This is a genomic window from Amycolatopsis sp. CA-230715 (genome assembly GCF_018736145.1).
GTDB lineage: Bacteria > Actinomycetota > Actinomycetes > Mycobacteriales > Pseudonocardiaceae > Amycolatopsis.
On the sequence record NZ_CP059997.1, the window covers coordinates 2,375,632 to 2,391,019 of the forward strand.

Annotated in this window: 23 protein-coding genes; 7 read left to right on the forward strand and 16 right to left on the reverse strand. The window is 67.5% G+C overall.

Annotated elements, in window-relative coordinates; genetic code table 11:
* Positions 1 to 10: 10 nt before the first annotated feature.
* From HUW46_RS10740 to HUW46_RS10775, 8 genes are read right to left on the reverse strand one after another with little or no spacing between them, the layout of a single operon-like run.
* On the reverse strand, positions 11 to 1,753 hold the full coding sequence (locus tag HUW46_RS10740; RefSeq protein WP_215547124.1) for a terminase large subunit: 1,743 nt from the start codon (positions 1,751 to 1,753) through the stop codon (positions 11 to 13).
* The gene (locus tag HUW46_RS10745; protein ID WP_215547125.1) at positions 1,716 to 2,183 is read right to left on the reverse strand and encodes a phage terminase small subunit P27 family; all 468 of its coding nucleotides are present in this window, start codon (positions 2,181 to 2,183) and stop codon (positions 1,716 to 1,718) included. The genes HUW46_RS10740 and HUW46_RS10745 overlap by 38 nt, the downstream gene beginning before the upstream one ends.
* A 1-nt stretch (position 2,184) precedes the next feature.
* Complete coding sequence (gene folE, locus HUW46_RS10750) at positions 2,185 to 2,748, reverse strand: GTP cyclohydrolase I (protein WP_215547126.1); 564 nt, start codon at positions 2,746 to 2,748, stop codon at positions 2,185 to 2,187.
* Positions 2,745 to 3,476, reverse strand: coding sequence for a 7-carboxy-7-deazaguanine synthase QueE (locus tag HUW46_RS10755; RefSeq protein WP_215547127.1), 732 nt, complete (start codon positions 3,474 to 3,476; stop codon positions 2,745 to 2,747). Before HUW46_RS10755 ends, folE begins: the two co-directional genes overlap by 4 nt.
* Entirely contained in the window at positions 3,473 to 3,901 is a 429-nt protein-coding gene (locus HUW46_RS10760; RefSeq protein ID WP_215547128.1) for a 6-pyruvoyl trahydropterin synthase family protein, read from the reverse strand. The genes HUW46_RS10755 and HUW46_RS10760 overlap by 4 nt, the downstream gene beginning before the upstream one ends.
* Positions 3,902 to 4,243, reverse strand: coding sequence for a hypothetical protein (locus tag HUW46_RS10765; protein WP_215547129.1), 342 nt, complete (start codon positions 4,241 to 4,243; stop codon positions 3,902 to 3,904).
* The gene (locus tag HUW46_RS10770; RefSeq protein ID WP_215547130.1) at positions 4,240 to 5,133 is read right to left on the reverse strand and encodes a hypothetical protein; all 894 of its coding nucleotides are present in this window, start codon (positions 5,131 to 5,133) and stop codon (positions 4,240 to 4,242) included. Before HUW46_RS10770 ends, HUW46_RS10765 begins: the two co-directional genes overlap by 4 nt.
* Positions 5,130 to 5,960, reverse strand: coding sequence for a hypothetical protein (locus HUW46_RS10775; protein ID WP_215547131.1), 831 nt, complete (start codon positions 5,958 to 5,960; stop codon positions 5,130 to 5,132). Before HUW46_RS10775 ends, HUW46_RS10770 begins: the two co-directional genes overlap by 4 nt.
* A gap of 487 nt (positions 5,961 to 6,447) precedes the next feature.
* Here HUW46_RS10775 and HUW46_RS10780 point away from each other — a divergent pair, with 487 nt between their 5' ends.
* The 5 genes from HUW46_RS10780 (at position 6,448) to HUW46_RS10800 (ending at position 8,683) form a co-directional block, all read left to right on the forward strand.
* Positions 6,448 to 6,936, forward strand: a complete 489-nt coding sequence (locus HUW46_RS10780; RefSeq protein WP_215547132.1) for a hypothetical protein — start codon at positions 6,448 to 6,450, stop codon at positions 6,934 to 6,936.
* Positions 6,937 to 7,072: 136 nt separating this feature from the next.
* A complete protein-coding gene (locus HUW46_RS10785; RefSeq protein ID WP_215547133.1) occupies positions 7,073 to 7,540 on the forward strand; it encodes a hypothetical protein in 468 nt (155 codons plus the stop codon).
* Between the two features lie 215 nt (positions 7,541 to 7,755).
* Positions 7,756 to 8,028, forward strand: coding sequence for a hypothetical protein (locus HUW46_RS10790; RefSeq protein WP_215547134.1), 273 nt, complete (start codon positions 7,756 to 7,758; stop codon positions 8,026 to 8,028).
* On the forward strand, positions 8,025 to 8,441 hold the full coding sequence (locus tag HUW46_RS10795; protein WP_215547135.1) for a hypothetical protein: 417 nt from the start codon (positions 8,025 to 8,027) through the stop codon (positions 8,439 to 8,441). The genes HUW46_RS10790 and HUW46_RS10795 overlap by 4 nt, the downstream gene beginning before the upstream one ends.
* A gap of 23 nt (positions 8,442 to 8,464) precedes the next feature.
* Entirely contained in the window at positions 8,465 to 8,683 is a 219-nt protein-coding gene (locus HUW46_RS10800; RefSeq protein ID WP_215547136.1) for a hypothetical protein, read from the forward strand.
* A 162-nt stretch (positions 8,684 to 8,845) separates the two neighbouring features.
* On the opposite strand, the gene HUW46_RS10805 is transcribed toward HUW46_RS10800, so the two are convergent.
* Complete coding sequence (locus HUW46_RS10805; RefSeq protein WP_215547137.1) at positions 8,846 to 9,076, reverse strand: hypothetical protein; 231 nt, start codon at positions 9,074 to 9,076, stop codon at positions 8,846 to 8,848.
* Between the two features lie 250 nt (positions 9,077 to 9,326).
* Between HUW46_RS10805 and HUW46_RS10810 the strand changes: the two genes are divergently transcribed.
* Both HUW46_RS10810 and HUW46_RS10815 read left to right on the forward strand, forming a co-directional pair.
* Positions 9,327 to 9,530: a hypothetical protein gene (locus HUW46_RS10810; RefSeq protein WP_215547138.1), complete on the forward strand. Its 204-nt coding sequence runs from the start codon at positions 9,327 to 9,329 to the stop codon at positions 9,528 to 9,530.
* A 422-nt stretch (positions 9,531 to 9,952) separates the two neighbouring features.
* Entirely contained in the window at positions 9,953 to 11,257 is a 1,305-nt protein-coding gene (locus tag HUW46_RS10815) for a pentapeptide repeat-containing protein (RefSeq protein ID WP_215547139.1), read from the forward strand.
* 615 nt (positions 11,258 to 11,872) lie between these two features.
* Here the strand turns inward: HUW46_RS10815 and HUW46_RS10820 are convergent.
* From HUW46_RS10820 to HUW46_RS10850, 7 genes are all read right to left on the reverse strand, one after another.
* Positions 11,873 to 12,259 carry a helix-turn-helix domain-containing protein gene (locus HUW46_RS10820; RefSeq protein WP_215547140.1) on the reverse strand — a complete coding sequence of 129 codons (387 nt, stop codon included), beginning with the start codon at positions 12,257 to 12,259 and terminating at the stop codon, positions 11,873 to 11,875.
* Positions 12,256 to 12,936 (reverse strand): hypothetical protein, encoded by a 681-nt coding sequence (locus HUW46_RS10825; RefSeq protein WP_215547141.1) that lies wholly within the window; start codon positions 12,934 to 12,936, stop codon positions 12,256 to 12,258. Before HUW46_RS10825 ends, HUW46_RS10820 begins: the two co-directional genes overlap by 4 nt.
* A 204-nt stretch (positions 12,937 to 13,140) precedes the next feature.
* Entirely contained in the window at positions 13,141 to 13,452 is a 312-nt protein-coding gene (locus HUW46_RS10830) for a hypothetical protein (protein ID WP_215547142.1), read from the reverse strand.
* Positions 13,449 to 13,997, reverse strand: a complete 549-nt coding sequence (locus HUW46_RS10835; protein WP_215547143.1) for a hypothetical protein — start codon at positions 13,995 to 13,997, stop codon at positions 13,449 to 13,451. The genes HUW46_RS10830 and HUW46_RS10835 overlap by 4 nt, the downstream gene beginning before the upstream one ends.
* Complete coding sequence (locus tag HUW46_RS10840; protein WP_215547144.1) at positions 13,994 to 14,257, reverse strand: hypothetical protein; 264 nt, start codon at positions 14,255 to 14,257, stop codon at positions 13,994 to 13,996. The genes HUW46_RS10835 and HUW46_RS10840 overlap by 4 nt, the downstream gene beginning before the upstream one ends.
* Complete coding sequence (locus HUW46_RS10845) at positions 14,254 to 14,526, reverse strand: hypothetical protein (RefSeq protein ID WP_215547145.1); 273 nt, start codon at positions 14,524 to 14,526, stop codon at positions 14,254 to 14,256. The genes HUW46_RS10840 and HUW46_RS10845 overlap by 4 nt, the downstream gene beginning before the upstream one ends.
* Positions 14,523 to 15,380, reverse strand: coding sequence for a hypothetical protein (locus HUW46_RS10850; protein ID WP_215547146.1), 858 nt, complete (start codon positions 15,378 to 15,380; stop codon positions 14,523 to 14,525). Before HUW46_RS10850 ends, HUW46_RS10845 begins: the two co-directional genes overlap by 4 nt.
* Between the last annotated feature and the right edge of the window lie 8 nt (positions 15,381 to 15,388).

Consider the following 15,388-nt stretch of genomic DNA (forward strand, 5'->3'; position numbering starts at 1 on the left):
CGCCCCCTGGTCACACGATTTCGAGGTCGTTGTCGTCGTAGGCCGATCGGCGTGGCGGGGTGTGGTGGACCGCGCGGTCGAGCGCCATGATCAGCGCCACCACGCCGTCGATTTTGTCGCCGGAGTTGCGTTTGGACGGCTTCACGTTCCCGGCCGCGTCCATCTCGACCGCCAGGTTGTCGACCTGCCAGCGGATCGCCGGGTTCCCGCCGTGCCGCAGACGCGGCAGTTCGGCCGTGCCCTCCAACGCCAGGCGTTGAAGTTCCTTGGTCGGCGAGGACATGGACCCGAAGCCCTGGCGCATCTTCACCAGCGGCGCGCCGTCGCCGAGCAGGTCCGAGACGAGCTGGCTGGAGTTCCACGGGTCGTAGGCGATCTCCCGGACCGCGAACTTCTCGCGGTCGGCGTTGATCTGGCTGTGGATGTAGTCGTAGTCGGCGACATCGCCCGGGGTCACGTGCAGCAAGCCGCGCTCGACCCACACCGCAGCCTGGCCAGCGGTGCGCTTGTCGATGGCGTCGAGCGCGCCTTCCGGGCACCACAGCCGCCACAACAGGTCGTGCCCACCCTGGCCGTCGGGGAACACCCACGCCAGCGCGCATAGGTCGCTCGTGGACGCGAGGTCGAGCCCGCCGTAAGCCACCCGTCCGGCGAGCCGCCGTTCGTCCACGATGGACGCGTTGCGATCCCACGCCTCCAGATCGAGGTACCGGGTCTGCTGCCGGGTACGGATTCCCAGGTGCAGGCGCAGGAACTTCGCCAGGTCCGCCGGAGAGTTGCGTGCCTCCTTGGCCGCGTTCTCCAGGTACGCCTTCGACGGCGACACCCCGTATCCCGGGTTCGCGCGCTTCCAGGTGGCCTCGGCGAACGGGTCGTCCTCGCGGTCAGCGGCCCACACCACCCCATACATCGAGGTGTCCCGCGTCGCCCCGCGCGCGAGCTGCTCGACGTAGTGACGGCGCCGGGCGTAGATCGTCGCGGTCCGGCCGTCGTCGGCCGTGGTGATCGTGAACACCAGCGGCTGCGTGCGGGACCCGGTACCGGTCTCCACGGCTTCCACGAGGTCCGGGGTCTTGTGGACGTGCAGTTCGTCGATGATCGCGCCCGCGACGTTCGCGCCGTGGAGCACATCGGCCAATCTGGACACGACCGCGAAGTACGAGCCCGAGGGCTGGTGAATGATCCGGTGCTGCAACGCCTTCACGTACGGCGAGAGCGCCGGGGACTTCTCGGCGAGCTGCTTAACCGGATCGAAGCAGTACCGCGCCTGATCCCGGCCCGAAGCGACGGCGTACACCTGCGCGCCCTGCTCGTGGTCGGCACAGGTGAGGTAGGTGGCGAACCCTCCGGCCAAGGTGGTCTTGCCGTTTTTCCTCGGCACGTCAACGTAAACGCGGCGGGTGACGCGGACCCACTCGCCGTCTTCGTTGCGGTACACCCATCCGAAGACCGGCGCGAGGATGTAGGCGATCTGCCACGGGTCCGGCGCGAGTGGCTTACCGGCCCACTTCCCTTGCGTGTGGCGCAGCCGGGCGAACACGTCGAGCACGCGGTCCACCCGGGCCGGGTCGAACCGCGCGCCCCGGCGGGCGCCGCCTTCGGGGGTCTTGATCGCGGGCGGGCAGTCCGGCAGCGGGATGCCCCGCGAGTGCAGGTACCACCCGACCTCCGGCGAGATGTTCAGGCGTTCGAGCGTGGCTCGGCTCGGCGGTCGTTTAGCCGGTGCCCGCGAACGGGTTGGCTTCGTCGCCACGGCCAGCCCCGTCCTTCTGCTCAATCCGGGTCCGGGCCGACGGGGTGAGGCCGAACTCCTGCGCGAACGCGCGGATCACGTGCGCGCTGTCGCGCTGGATGACCAGGGCCGGGTTCCGCACGTAGCCACCGTGCAGTCCTTTCTGGATCACCCCGGTCTTGGCGACGACCGCGGAGGCGCGGCGGTGCGCGACCACGGCTTCGCAGTAGCACATCAGCGTGTCCCGGTCGCAGGCGTGCGCGATGCCCATCGCCTCCAGCTCGGAGACCGTGTAGTCCCAGATCTCCCGCACGGCATCGGCCACATCGTCCGGACACTCCGGCCGCCCGCCGCGCGGGATCGGCTCGTGGTGGTTGTACCGCTCGGTGTGCGGGTCGCCTTCGATGATGCGCAGCGCGGTCGGCTTGGGCGGTACGCCTCGGCGTCCCATGTCAGCCTCCCTGGTGCACGGCCATCAGGTGCGCCCGCAACTCGGGCTCTGTCGCGAAGCGACCGGTCACCGACGTAGTGAGCATCGCGGCGCCGGGCTTGCGGACCCCGCGCTGGGTCATGCATCCGTGCTCGGCCCGCACCAGGCACGCCGAGCCCTCGGTCTTGAGGTAGGTGTCCAGGGCGTCGGTGACCTGGTAGGTCAGCTGCTCCTGCACCTGGAGCCGGTGCGCGAAAATGTCGAGCAGGCGCGGAAGTTTCGACAGCCCGACCACCGGTGCCCCTGCGACCGGCAGGTAGGCGATGGTCGCGGTGCCGGTGAAGGGCATGAGGTGGTGCGCGCAGCAGCTCGTGAACGGCACCCCGGTCACGGCGATCATGCCGTCCGAGCGTTCGACGGGGAACGTCCGTTCCAGCACGGCGGCCGGGTCCTGGTCGTACCCGGCGGTCAGCTCGGCCCACGCTCGGACCACCCGCTCGGGGGTGTCGGCAAGGTTCGGGTCGTCGGGGTCGAGCCCGCGGTGCGTCAGCCAGGATCGAATCCCGGCAGCGAGGTCGGTGGTCATCGGCGCCTTTCGTTGCCCCAGGCCAGCACATGCAGCCGGGTGCCGAGGTTGAAGCCCCGCTTGATCACGTGGTCCGCGAGGAGCTTGGTGTGGATCAGGACGGTCTTGGCGGTGGTGCCCTCGGGCGAGATCCACACCGGCCCGACCAGTTCGTAGCGGTCGACCAGCTCGGCGGCTTCGTCCACATCAGCTGGTGTGGCGCACACGAACTTCCAGGCCACTCGCGCGGAGTCGGAGAACCGTTCCAGCACCTCGGGCCTGATCCGCCGGTGTTCAGGGTCGCCGGAGTGCTTGAGCTTCGGCGAGACGTTGTACCGCAGCGCGAACGGCTCGTAGTGAAGCGTCGCTCCGGCCGGTGCGATCGTGCCGTTGGTCTCGATCTCGATTTCCGCAGACCGGGCGAGCTTGCGCAGCAGTTCCTTCCACGCGGGCTGGTGCTGGTGCAGCAGCGGCTCGCCACCGGAAATCACCACGAGCCCGGGATCGCCGACGAGCGCGCGGTCCACAATGTCCTGCACCGGTCGGCGTGCCAGCTCGGTGCGCAGGTCGAAGCGGGAACCGTCCCACGTATAGGGGGTGTCGCACCACGAGCACGAGAGGTTGCATGCCCCGAGGCGGATGAAGCTCGCGCGTCTGCCGGCGGAAGGCCCCTCGCCCTGGAGCGTGGGACCGAACACCTCGCTGGTGACGAGCGTGTCCGATGTGGCTGGAGACGTCGTGCTGGTCACGCACACCACCCGGCCCGGTTCACGTGCGTCTCGCGGACCTCGACCCGAGTCACCCGCGCGCTGTAGGCGTGATCCACAGTGGCCAGCAGCTCGTCCGCGACCTCGGCCAGGTGGGCGGCGACGTTTTCCACGGTCGGCCAGCCGATCAGTTCGTAGACCTTGCAGTCCTGGGCGCGCAGCAGCGGGACCAGCGGGTCGTCCGTGCCGAGCAGGACACCGTGGTCGAAGTGCTCGTCGATCCAGCCGCGCAGTACTTTCTTGAACGGGCCGAACTCCACGACGATCCCGGCCGCGTCCGGGGCCAGCGCGGTCACCGTCACCTCGGCCCACCAGGAATGCCCGTGCAACGAGACGCACTTGCCCGGCAGGTGCGGCAACCGGTGCGCCGACTCGAAGTTGTGGCTGATGGTGACGGTACTGGCCATTCAGGACACCTCCGTCAGACTCGCGCCGGACTCGCCGTCTTCGGACACCTCGACCTGCACAACGGCCAGGTGGTGAGCCTCGCGCAGGTGGGTCCAGACCTGGCGGGCCAGGTCTTCACAGCTCGAGGAACCGCACTCGCGGGCGCCCGGCCCCCACCACGCCCGGATCAGGTCTTGCAGGTCGTGGAATTCCACGTCCCGGTCGTCGTGGGCGACGGCCACGTGCACGGTGATTGCGAACAGGTGCCGGTGCCGATCGGCCAGGTAGGACCGTGCCCCGGTCGCGCCGGGCCAGCGGTGGAACCCGGGAACGGTCGCGGTGGTCCACACGGTCACGGTCATGACGGGGCCAACTCCCCTTCGCGGTCGTGGCGCGGCGGGTGCGGCACGTCGCCGAGCTGCACGTGAGCCGCTTGCAGCGCGCCCCACGTCATTCCGGTGTGTTCCAGGACATCGGCGTAGGTCTGGCACGCCTCGTCGCGGTGCGCCCCGACCCCGTAGAGGAAGCGGTGGCCGAGTTCCCCGAGCCTGCGCAGCGCGGCCGACTCGGTACGCACCGCGGGGTAGCGCAAAGAGTTCAGCCAGGACGACGAGTCACAGGAGTCCGGCGGACACGGCAGGCACCATTCGCAGGCGGACAGCCCGAGCACGTGGACCCACAGGTGCGGGTACTGGCGGCGCCGTTCCCACATCGTGTGCAACAGCCGCACCCTGGTCGGGTGGTTGGCCTGCACGACGTTGCCGAAGCACAGCCGGTCGTACTGCCCGGCCAGCTCGTCGAAGTAGTCCCACCCGTCATTGAGCGGGTGATACACCGGTATCGGGTTCAGCCCGAGGTCGTGAAGCCGTTGCCGGGTGCGGATCTTGTTGTCCCGGCCGCCCTGGTCGAGTTCGATGTAGCCCCACAACCGGTCTTCGTACCGTGTGGCCAGTTCGACGTACCGGTCGAAAAGCCGGTCGAACCCGGTGATTTCGTCCGGGGGCAGCGACAGCGCCTCGTCCATCGTGCAGCCGGTCGCGCGCTTGTGCTCGTTGGTCAGGTTGAAAATCCCGGAGTCCAGCAGGATCACGTGCCCTTGGTCGAGCAACTTGACCATCCGGAGTTCCTGGCTGCGGTGGTGCAGATCGTTGACCGCGAGCAGCAGGTGACGCGGATAGGCCGAGGATTCCCCGGCCGCGAAGTAGATCGGGGTGTCGGCCCGGTCGAACATTCCGCCGGCAGTAGCGATCACGCCGCCCTCCCCGAAGCGTCCGAAGTGGACAGAATGGGTTCCTTACCGGTGATGCGCGCCCACTTCGTCAGCAGCCACCCCGCCAGGTACGGCAACGGCTGCACCATCACCACCCGGTGTTCCTCAGCCTTCTGCGCGAACGGCGCCAACATCGTCGGATAGGGCCAGAACAGGTCACCCTCGCCGAGCAGCGGCGTCCACAACGGCCAGCCCGAGTGGACATCGGCCACGACCAGGGCGTGACGGCCCAGCGTCCACACCTGCCCCGTGGTGGTCTCGTAGTCCGGCTCCCCCACGGTCACCCCGGCCAGCCGCAGCGCTGCACCCTTGTCCGGCGGGTCACCCTCGCCGGGCTCCCCGTCTTCCTCGCCCGCGGTCAGCGCGTCCTCCAGCGCTGCCAGGTCGTCCGCCTCGTACCCGGTCAGGTCCAACATCTGCGCCTCACCGAGGTCGTGCAGGACTTCGGCGAGCAGCCGGTCATCCCAACCGCCCTTGACGGTCAACTGATTCGACGCGATCAGATACGCCTCGGCGTCATCGTCCGAACGCGACGACCACCCCCGGATGACCGGCATGAGCCACCGGCCGTCCTCGTCGACCCGCACACCCTCGGGCGCGTCACGTCCTTCCTCGGCCCAGGCGAGTAGCTGTTCGTACCGACCGTGCCCAGCCACGAGACGGCCGGTGCGCTCGTCGACGAGCGGCAGTTCCGCGAGTCCAAAGTGGCCGATCGACCGGCCGATTCCCGCCGTGTCGTGCCCCTTCGGGTTCCGGGGCGCGGCCTCCATGTCCTCGATGGGCATGTACTCCACGTACCGGTCACTCATCGACCGCCACCACCAGTTCAGCACGGGATCGGATCATCGGACTCCAGACTGTGAACGCTCGAACGGCTGAGCCCTTGTGCGCCCGATCCGTCGATAGTTGGTGTCAACGGGGAGCAAACAGCCCCCGCTTCTGGCAGGAGGAACGAAAGATGACTTCCACGGTGGTCAACCTGGCCCGAGTTTCCCTGTTCCGTACGGAACTCCCGAAGGCCGGTGGGTGCGGTTGCGCGTGCTGTAGCGGTGGCTTCTGCGGTGGTTGCGGCCACGCCGGGTGCGGCGGGCGCTGACCAGTAGCCACCTAAAGGAACCCCCACGGGAAACCGTGGGGGTTTCCTTATGCGCATCCAAACAGCGATCGCCGATCCCGAATTCGTAAGCACCTAAATGGCTCGCAGAAGTCGCTTGTCTTCATCGCGCGGTCGAGTCGAGTGTTGTTGTCAACGGGGGGCAAACAGCCCCACCACCCGCACACCACAGGAGGAACCCCATGGCCACCAACACCACCACCCGCAAGGCCACCGCCGCCAAGCCCGCCGCCCCGAAGGCCCCCGCCCCCAAGGCGGCTGACGCCCCGACGCCTGAGACCCCGGCGGCCGAGACCAAGGCGGCCGACGCCCCCGCAGCCAAGACCCCGACGCCCGCCGTGGAAACCAAGGAGGCCAAGGCCAAGCGCGGTAAGGGTGACCTGTTTACCCAGCTCGCCCTGAACGCCAAGCAGGCCGAGGCGATGCCCGCCCCCACCCGGGGCAAGGGCAAGCCGAACCCGCTGGCTGACCTGGTGCAGCGCAGCTACGACGAGAACAAGCCGTTCGAGCTGGAGGGTGTCGCGCCCGAGGACGCCGATGCGGTGAAGGCCGCCGTGCGCCGGGCCGCAGCCCGCAACGACCTCGGCGTCAACCTGACCCAGCAGGCCCAGGACGACGGCACGGTCACGGTCTTCTTGCAGGGCAAGAACAAGGAGATCCGCGACAACTGATGACCTGGTGACCCTGCGGGGTCACCAGGGGCCGGGCCGGGGGTGCGCGCTCACCCAACCACGACTGAGCCGCCCCCGGCCCGTTCCTTCCCGCAACCACCATCCCGAAAGGACTTAAACCTTGCAGCACATACCGGTGTCGGAAGAGACCCGCACCGTCGTCAGGTTGCTCGCTCGCGCGTGGGACGTGTCCGAAGACGACGTGATCCAATACCTCGTCACCATCTTCCGAGACGGCGACATGCCAGCACCCGAACCAACGCCAGAACCCGAATCCGAATCCGACGGCGACGGCGACGGCGACGGCGACGGCGACGGCGACGGCGACGGCGACGGCGACGGCGAACCATCGGAGACCATCGAAGTCCTGGCGCGGTACGAAAAAACGTTGATCAAGGCCCGGTACCACGTCGCCACCGAGCGAGTGGACGTGACCGCCGGGCCGATGGCTGGCCAATCATTCAACTCACCGAGCGGTGCCGCTGTCGCAGTCGTGCGCGCGCTCAACCCGAACATCTCGCCGAACCGAAGCGGCTGGAAATTCTGGTCAACCCGCGACGGCCGCAAGCTCGGCGACGTGCGCGACGAGCTGGCCCACGGGTGAACACGCGCCCGCCAAACCGTCATCGTCCAGGCTGATCGCTCAAGGAAACCCCCGCATCATCTGCGGGGGCTTTCCCTTTGCGTGCCACCGGATCGCACGTTCCGTAGCGTGGTCTACGGAACATGATTGGAACCGGAGATCGCTGGTCCTGGTCGCGCCCGAGCGTCGAAGCTGAAGGCACACAAGGAAAACGACCCGGACAGGAGATCACAACCATGAGCACCAACACCAACCACAACGCCCCCGCCGGAACGTGGGAGCCGGAGGTCCCCACCGAAGACGGGTACGCGGTGTGGTCGTTCTCGACCGAGTACGACGGGTCTGAGAACTACTACGCCGAGGTCGAAGCCACCAAAGACGGCTGGTTCACCTGGACCGTCGGCGAAGCCTTCCCCGGCGGCCGCCTGCTGGCCGAGAACGACGCCCCCACCCTGGAAAAGGCACAGCAGCACGCCGAGCGCAGGTTCGCCCAGGAGGTGAACCAGTGATCCAGCCACCGGAGAGCAAGCGGGAGCTGGCCGAGATGATTGCGCTGCGCGCCCGCGTGAACTGCCGAAAGGCGCTCACCCTGGCGGACGGGCGCACGGCGCCCGTCCCGGTCACCCGGCTGCGCCTGGAAGAAACGGCCACCGAGTTCGCCAACTCGCCGCGCTACCGCGACACCGAGCTGCCCGCGCAGCGCACCGTCATCGCCGCGTGCAAGCGGCAGGCCGCCGCCTTCCCCGGGTGGGACATCCTGGCCCTGGAGCAGACGCCCCTAGCCCCGGAAGGCGCCTGCCGCCACCACCGCGAGCCGAAACCACAGCGATGCCGATGCGGCTACATGGCGTGTTGCGACCGCGACTTGGACGAGCACACCACGGCCCTCATGCACGTCAACGACGGCCGACAGCACGGCTAAGGCGGCTCTGGAAGGGTACGGTCGTGGACCCCGCCAAGAAACTGACACAGGACGTAAGCCTCACCATGTCGATCGCCCAGGTCAGCAATATCGTCCAGCGCCTTGAACACGCTAAGCGCACCGGGAACCTTCGTGGCCTCGCCGAGTTCGCGGGCGAACTGCGCGAAGCTGCCAGCGCCCTCGACGAGCTGGACGAGCTGGTGTTCGGCAAGCGGGACGACACCGCCCCCGAGCCGGAATAGCCACCACCCGGAAGCCCCCGCACCCGCGGGGGCTTCCTCGCGTTCCGCGCCACCGGTCTCGAACTCGTGCAGCGGCCTTAGCCGCCGTTGGATTTTCCCCATGCACCACCAGAGACGCGCCGCTCGCCGAGGCGGGCGGCGACCACCCTGGCGAGTGACGGACTAGTCGTCCCACACGATCCGGGTGGCACCGCCATGGCCGTGTACCGCCTCGACGGACACGATGCTCGGCCAGAACACGTTGGACCGGTGTTCCCCGTTCCACTGCACGTTCGCGCTGCCGTCCGGCCACAGGCACCCCTCGGCCACCCGGCCGGTACCGGAAATCCCGGTCACGTCGTCGTCACGCTGGAGGTGGAAGCGGCGAGATCGGACCGGCGCGTCGGTGGGCACGGCGGGTTCCTCCTGAGGTGTCAGCACTGAGTTGGCGAAACGTGGGTTTCCACGAGGAAGACCACCGGCGCGGTCTGGGTGCCGCCTCGCCCTGGCGATTTTGACCCCCTACCCCCGGCCGCGAGCGCGGCGAGAGCACCGCGGGCGAAGCGCTCGAATGGCTCCTGATCTTGGGGGCGATCACGCGGAGATCCTTTACAGGACCGGTTAAGCGGTCACCGACCCGGACAAGTCACTGAAGGAGCCTCGAATGTTCGCCAAGTTCTTCGCCCACGTCGCCACCCTGATCACCGTTCTGCGCACCCGCGTGGAGGTCGAGCACGTGGTCATGGCCGTTGCGTACGGCGTCAGCGCGTCGACCGGGCACGCGGAGCTGCTGGTCGCGATCGCCTACGGTGTGGTGACCACGGTTCATGTGCGCGCGACCGGGCACGACCTGCGCCACGCTGCCTGACCCTGCGACCGAGGTGGCGTGAGGCCACCCGTCGAAGCCCCTGACCTGCTGGTCAGGGGCTTCCTTGTGACCGCTGCCTCTTGAGCGGTGACCACCCGAGGTTTACGGTATCGAACATGAGTTCGAAGCGTAGGCAGTGGAAGCCGCGTCCACCGATGGATGGCGTGGCGGTGTGGGATGCCGAGCTGCCGGGGTGGGTTGCCCCGGCATCGTGTCGGCTGGGGCATCCGTTGAGTGCGGAGATGAAGACCACGGAGATCGATTGGCTGGAGTACCTGTGCCGACGGTGCCTGGCCGAGGGTGTGGCTGATCCGTACCTGCGGCTGCGGAAGCGTACCCGGATCTAGTTCCCGCCAGGCTCGGGACTGTGCTGTGATTGTCCAATGAGGGAGGACAACGAGGACTCGGATACACCGTCACCAGTGCCGCAGGTGCAGCCACCGCCACCAACCAAGGCGCCGAATCCACGCTGGATGTGGGTTGCTGCGCTGGGCAGCATCACTGTGGCCGCCGCGGTAACGTACTGGCTGTGGCGCAGCACTCCCGAAGTCCGCGGCGCTTTTGAGGTTGGCTGGAAAATCGGCGCAGGCGTCTTGGCAATCTATGCGACATGGCTAGGAGCTCGCCGAATTTCCCTGAGCGAGCGCGAGCATCAGCGGCAGCTCGCTGCCGACGATCACAATCGCCGCCACGCCGAAGCGCTCCTAACGAGACAGATGGCCGCCGATGAAGCGTTGCGCCAAGACGCGATCGCTCGACAGATCACGGACCTGTCTTCCAAAGCTAGCGAGCAATTAGGTAGCGACCGTCCATCTGTGCGCATTGGGGGCCTAACAGACCTTGAGCGCCTGGCGCAGTCACATCCGGCTCTACGCCAGACCGTCGTTGACCGAATATGCGCTTACCTGCGCGCTTCCGTGACAGCCGATGACGGAGAGAGCGAGTGGGACGTTCGAGAAACAGCCCAGAAGATTCTTCGGCGACATCTTTGTTCCGCCATAGAATCGACTTACTGGGAAAACATAAGCTTAAATCTCCGGGGCGCACACTTGTTGGACTTTGATCTAAGACTAAGCACCACACTGTCGTGCGACTTCGACAATGCGTCATTCGACGGAGAAACGGTGTTCGAGGGCTCACTATTTGGATCAGCGTCGTTCGTTGGAGCAAAATTCAACGGTACCTGCTTTTGGACGAAAGCCGAATTTACCAGCCACGCAAACTTTACCGAGTGCAGTTTCTCGGACGTAGCCGGGTTCCATGCAACCCACTTCACACATGAGGCCCAATTTCGACTGGCGCAATTTAATAGAGTCCACTTCTCAAATGCAATATTCGACATGAGAGCAGACTTCAGACAAGCAAGTTTTAGTGGGACTTCAACTTACTACGGTACAGTATTCGAAGATTTCGTCGATTTCTATGGCTCCACTTCGGAAGTTATAGAGTTTGGCGACACCCTTTTCAAGGGGACAGCAGACTTTCGCCGCGTCAAATTCGCACCTCCGACACTATTCCAGGGCGTGAAGTTTGATTCAACTCCCATGTTTGACCCGCCTACAACTGACACGCGGAACAAGTTTGAATTTACACAATCGTTCGTCAGAGCACGCGAAAGTAAATATCAATCGAAATCACGTGGATTGCCGCAGGGATGGACGCTCGACACCACGCCAGGAAGTAAATATCGCGAGATTATCCGAAGCTCAGCCGACGAGGATTATTGAGATTCCAGCCTCCGGGCGTCGTTTCTGCGGTATATCGATCATGGCAACGTTTACACAGGGGCCGGAGTCGGTGCCAGGCGTCGGGGTCGGGTACCCCGCGGGCGATGAGGGCGCGCCGGGTTTCGGGGTGGTGGTCGGCCACTGTGGCTGGTCGTTTGCATTCGGTGCAGAGTCGGTGTTCGCGGAGGTAGGCGGCGCGGTTCTGCTGCCAGTCCCAGTCGTAGCCGCGTTCGGCGGCGGTTCCTCGGCGGTGGTCGCTGTCGCGGCGTTGTTCGGCTCGGCAGGTTGAGCAGGGGCCGGGCGGGATGGTGGCTCGGCAGGTTGGGCAGACGCGGGGCGGGCTGGTGGGCATGGCGGTGTCCACTGTGGCTTCACGTGGTGTTGGGGTGGTCAGTGGCGGGGGCCGCACAACCCGCTCAGAGCGGGTTTCGGGCAGGGCCGCGCTGACGATCGCATTCGACGAACGGAGCGCCTGGTGAGGCCCCCGCCACTGTCCGCGCGGTTCTCGGCCGTGCCGTTCGAGTTCCGCGTCCGGTGCACCCGATCCGATGTGGACATAGGGGTGCTTGCTGTGCACGGTAGTACAGTCACGGGCTCGCGCGCTACTGGGGTCGATCAAGAATCCCTTGTCATATCAGGGTTTACGGCCATGTTGGCGCGCCGGATGCGGCGATCGGCGTGGTAGGCCAGCACGTCGGCTACGCGGTACCGCACACCGTCCACAGTGTCCACTGTGGGCAAACCCCGGCGGCGCCACTGCCGCACGGTGCCCGGCCGCACGTCGCACATCTCGGCCACCTCGTCGGCGTCGAGCAAGTCGTCCTGCCCGAAGGTCAAGGGCTTCGGAACCACCCAGCTCTGCCCGAGGTCCCGGCACCGGTCGTCGAGTTCGGCGCAGGTCTCGGGTGCGTCGCGCAGCAGCGCCTCGCGGTAGGTGCGGGCGACCCGGCGAGCCCGGTCGAGCGGGCTGTCGCCGGGCCACGGCCACGGATCATGGCTCACGCCGCGATCTCCCGCCGGTCGGCGAGCAGGGTGCACAGCTTCTCGTACTCTTCCCAGGTGTAGGCGCGATTGCAGGCGGCGCAGGTGATCGTGTCGTCCCCGTCTTCGCGGCCGAGTGCGAGCCGCTCGCAGCGCGGGCAGGGCACGGGCAGGTGGTTCACCAGGCGCCGTTGCCCGGTCAGGGCTCGGATGCGGTGGTGCAGGTCGATCAGGACGAGAGCACCGTCCAATCCGTCCCGGTCGAGGATGGTCCATTCCCCGTTCGTCCAGCCTGTGTGGATCACGTTGCGCAGGGCGAGGAACGCGGACAGGCCGCTGGTGAGAAGCCGCTGCGCGCGGTCGAGCACGATGCCGGGGCGGCTGCGCTGCGCGTTCTGCGTGTCCCAGTCGATACCCAGGACCTCGGCGACGGATTCGGCCCAGCACTGCGCTTCGTGGAGCAGCTCGGCTTGCGCGGCCTCGATGGTCAGCGAGATCGGGACGGGCGGGTCGGGTGTTCCGGCGACGACTTGCCGGAGTCCGTCGCGGATTCCGGTGAGCGCGGTTTCGAGGTCGAGGTAGTCCCGGGGCATGTCCACAATGGCCTGGTGGAGGTGCCGGGTGCAGGCCGCGCACAAGCCTTCGGCCGCGTTGATCGGTGCGCCGCGCTTGATCGTCGGGTAGTCGGGGTCAAGCACGCAGTCTGCGCAGCGGGGTCCGCGGCGGCAATGGTGCAGGTCGGTCGTGGAGTTCACGGGGTGGCTCCTGGCTGGTGGTGTGGTGAGGGCCGGGGCGTGTCGTCGCTGGTCATCGGCCTGTGTGGCTGGTCACGGTGTAACGGGCGCTCGTCGGTGCGCGACCTCAAACGGGGCGCGAAAATGGTCGGGAGCGGGGCATGTACATCACTCGGGAGTTGCGGGCGCGGTGGCGTCTGTTGCGGATGCTGCGGGCGTGGCGTCGCGATGTCCGGTCGGTTCCGTGGCCGGATCGGGCTGAGCGCGGGCGGCGAACAGGGCGGCGGCGAGTTTCCGGGCCAGGTCGTGGTCGAGGACGACCAGCGCGGGGCCGATAGCGAGTGCGACCGCGCTGGGCTCGTCCTCGCGGGGTGGGATCCAGAGGACGCCGAGCGGGCCGTGGATGTGCCAGGCCATCGCGTCGCCGTCGAGGCCGCGTTCGCTGGGCTCGGGGAGGTCTTCGCTGGTCAAGAGGTTCATGGTGCTGCTGGTCCTTCCTCATTCGTGGTCGGGTTTGTTGCTGGGGCGCCGTATCCGGCGGCGTGCAGCAGCGGCACGAGGTCGCGCAGCAGCAGCCGCACGGGCACGTCGAGTACGGGTTGGGGGACGGCGAGGACGAACGGGTTTCGGGCGGTTTCGGCGAGGGCGTACAGGTCGCCCGCGGTCATCCAGGCCCACCAGCGGCCGGGGTCGGTCTTGCCCGCTCGGCGTTCGATGGCGATGCCGTAGTCGGCGCCGCTGGCGACGGCTTGATCGGCGGTCGCGGCGAGCACGGCGAGGACCCGGGTGTCGGTGAAGTCGTCGCGGGAGGTCTTGACCTGCCAGCAGAGTCCGCGTGTTCCGTCGATGTCGCCCCGGTCGCGGGATTGGTGGTCGCCGACTTTCCAGCCCGTTCGGACGGTGCGCTGCGCGTCGGGCCAGCCGTGCTCGCGTAGCCAGCGGGCGACGGCCTGTTCGGCTTCCTTGCCGCGCCGGTTGCTTGACCGGCCGATTTCCGCGCGGGTGCGCCGATCCAGGGTGCTCATGCTGGCCCCCATTCGGCGAACGCGACCTTCTCCTCGTCGGGGGTTTCCGCCGGCATGTCGGCTGCGAACGTCCACACGGGCCGCCAGCCGTTGACGTGGTACGGGTCGGTGAGCTGCTGGGACAGCGCGGCGGCGATGGCGAGCAGGGCGTGCCCGATGCCGAGGTCGAGCCACAGCCCGGCGTCTTCGTGGGCTGGGCCGATCCTGTCGGATTCGGCGAAGCATTCTTCGGCCTTGGCGTAGTGCTCGGGGCCGTTCATCGTGGTCTCCGGTGTTGGTTGGCGTGGGGGCAGTCGGTGAAGTGGCTGGTGTAGAGCGGGAGTCCGGCGTCGCGGGCTCCGGCGGCTTGGTTGCGGCGCAGCACCCCGGCGACGAGCTGTCCACTTCGGATGGACAGCAGGACGTTGCCGCGTTCGGGCGCCGGTGCGGGGTTGACCGGCATGGATCTCCCGGCGGGGGTGGTGGCCCACAGGACCGGGAGGCCGCAGGTGGCGCAGGTTCCGCGCCAGGGTGCGAGGTCGGTGGTCATGGTGGTGTCCGTTCGTCGCTGGTCCATCCCATGAGGTCGTTGACGATCCGGCGCCCGCGTTCGGCGCGGTCTTCGGCGCTGGGGTCGTGGGCGCACACGGCGGTGCCCCGATAGCCGGTGTCGTCGCACAGCGAGCAGTTCGCGATGGCGCGGCGTTTGTCGGCGTGGGTGGTGCGCAGGTGCGCTTGCCGGGCGTCGATCCGGCGTTCGTGGTCGGCTTGCTCGTGCTGGCGGCGGGCGCGTTCGCACGCGCCGCAGCGAGGCGGGTCGTCGTCGAACTCGTGCTCGACGCACCGGGCCGCAGACGGGGACGCTCTGGCCGGTGTGGACGGCCGGGCCGGGGAGGGCGTCGAGCGCGCACCGCGCGCCTGCGCGCTCGCGCGCCCTCCCGGGGAGCCCTGTAAGGGCTCCCGGTCGGGTCGGGTCGGGAGTTCAACGACTTCGCCAGCAGGTGGTTCAGCAGCCGCTTCAGCACGTGCTTGTGCGGGTGCTTGCGGTTTGCTTCGTGCTTTCCCGCTGGCCAAGCCGCCTTTGCGCCCGGCTTCGGCTTTCTTCCGGCGTTCTTCCTCTACTTCTTCCTTGCTGGGGTTGCGCTTCGTTCCGTCGCTGTCCGATCGCCACTCGTGGAACTCGTAGCCTCCGCGCACTCGCCGCCACAGCCGCGCGGCCACTAGCTTCCGGGCCAGCTCGTCCGCACCTGACGGGAACAGCCACGGGAGCTGATGGTCTGGGATCAACCCGTCGGTGAGGTTGTCCGACGACCACGAGCCAGCGACTACCCAGAGGGCGAGGGCGGCGGGGTCTTCCGCTAGGACCTTGCGGACCTTGTTGTGCGAGTGAAACTTGTCGTCCACTTTGAACC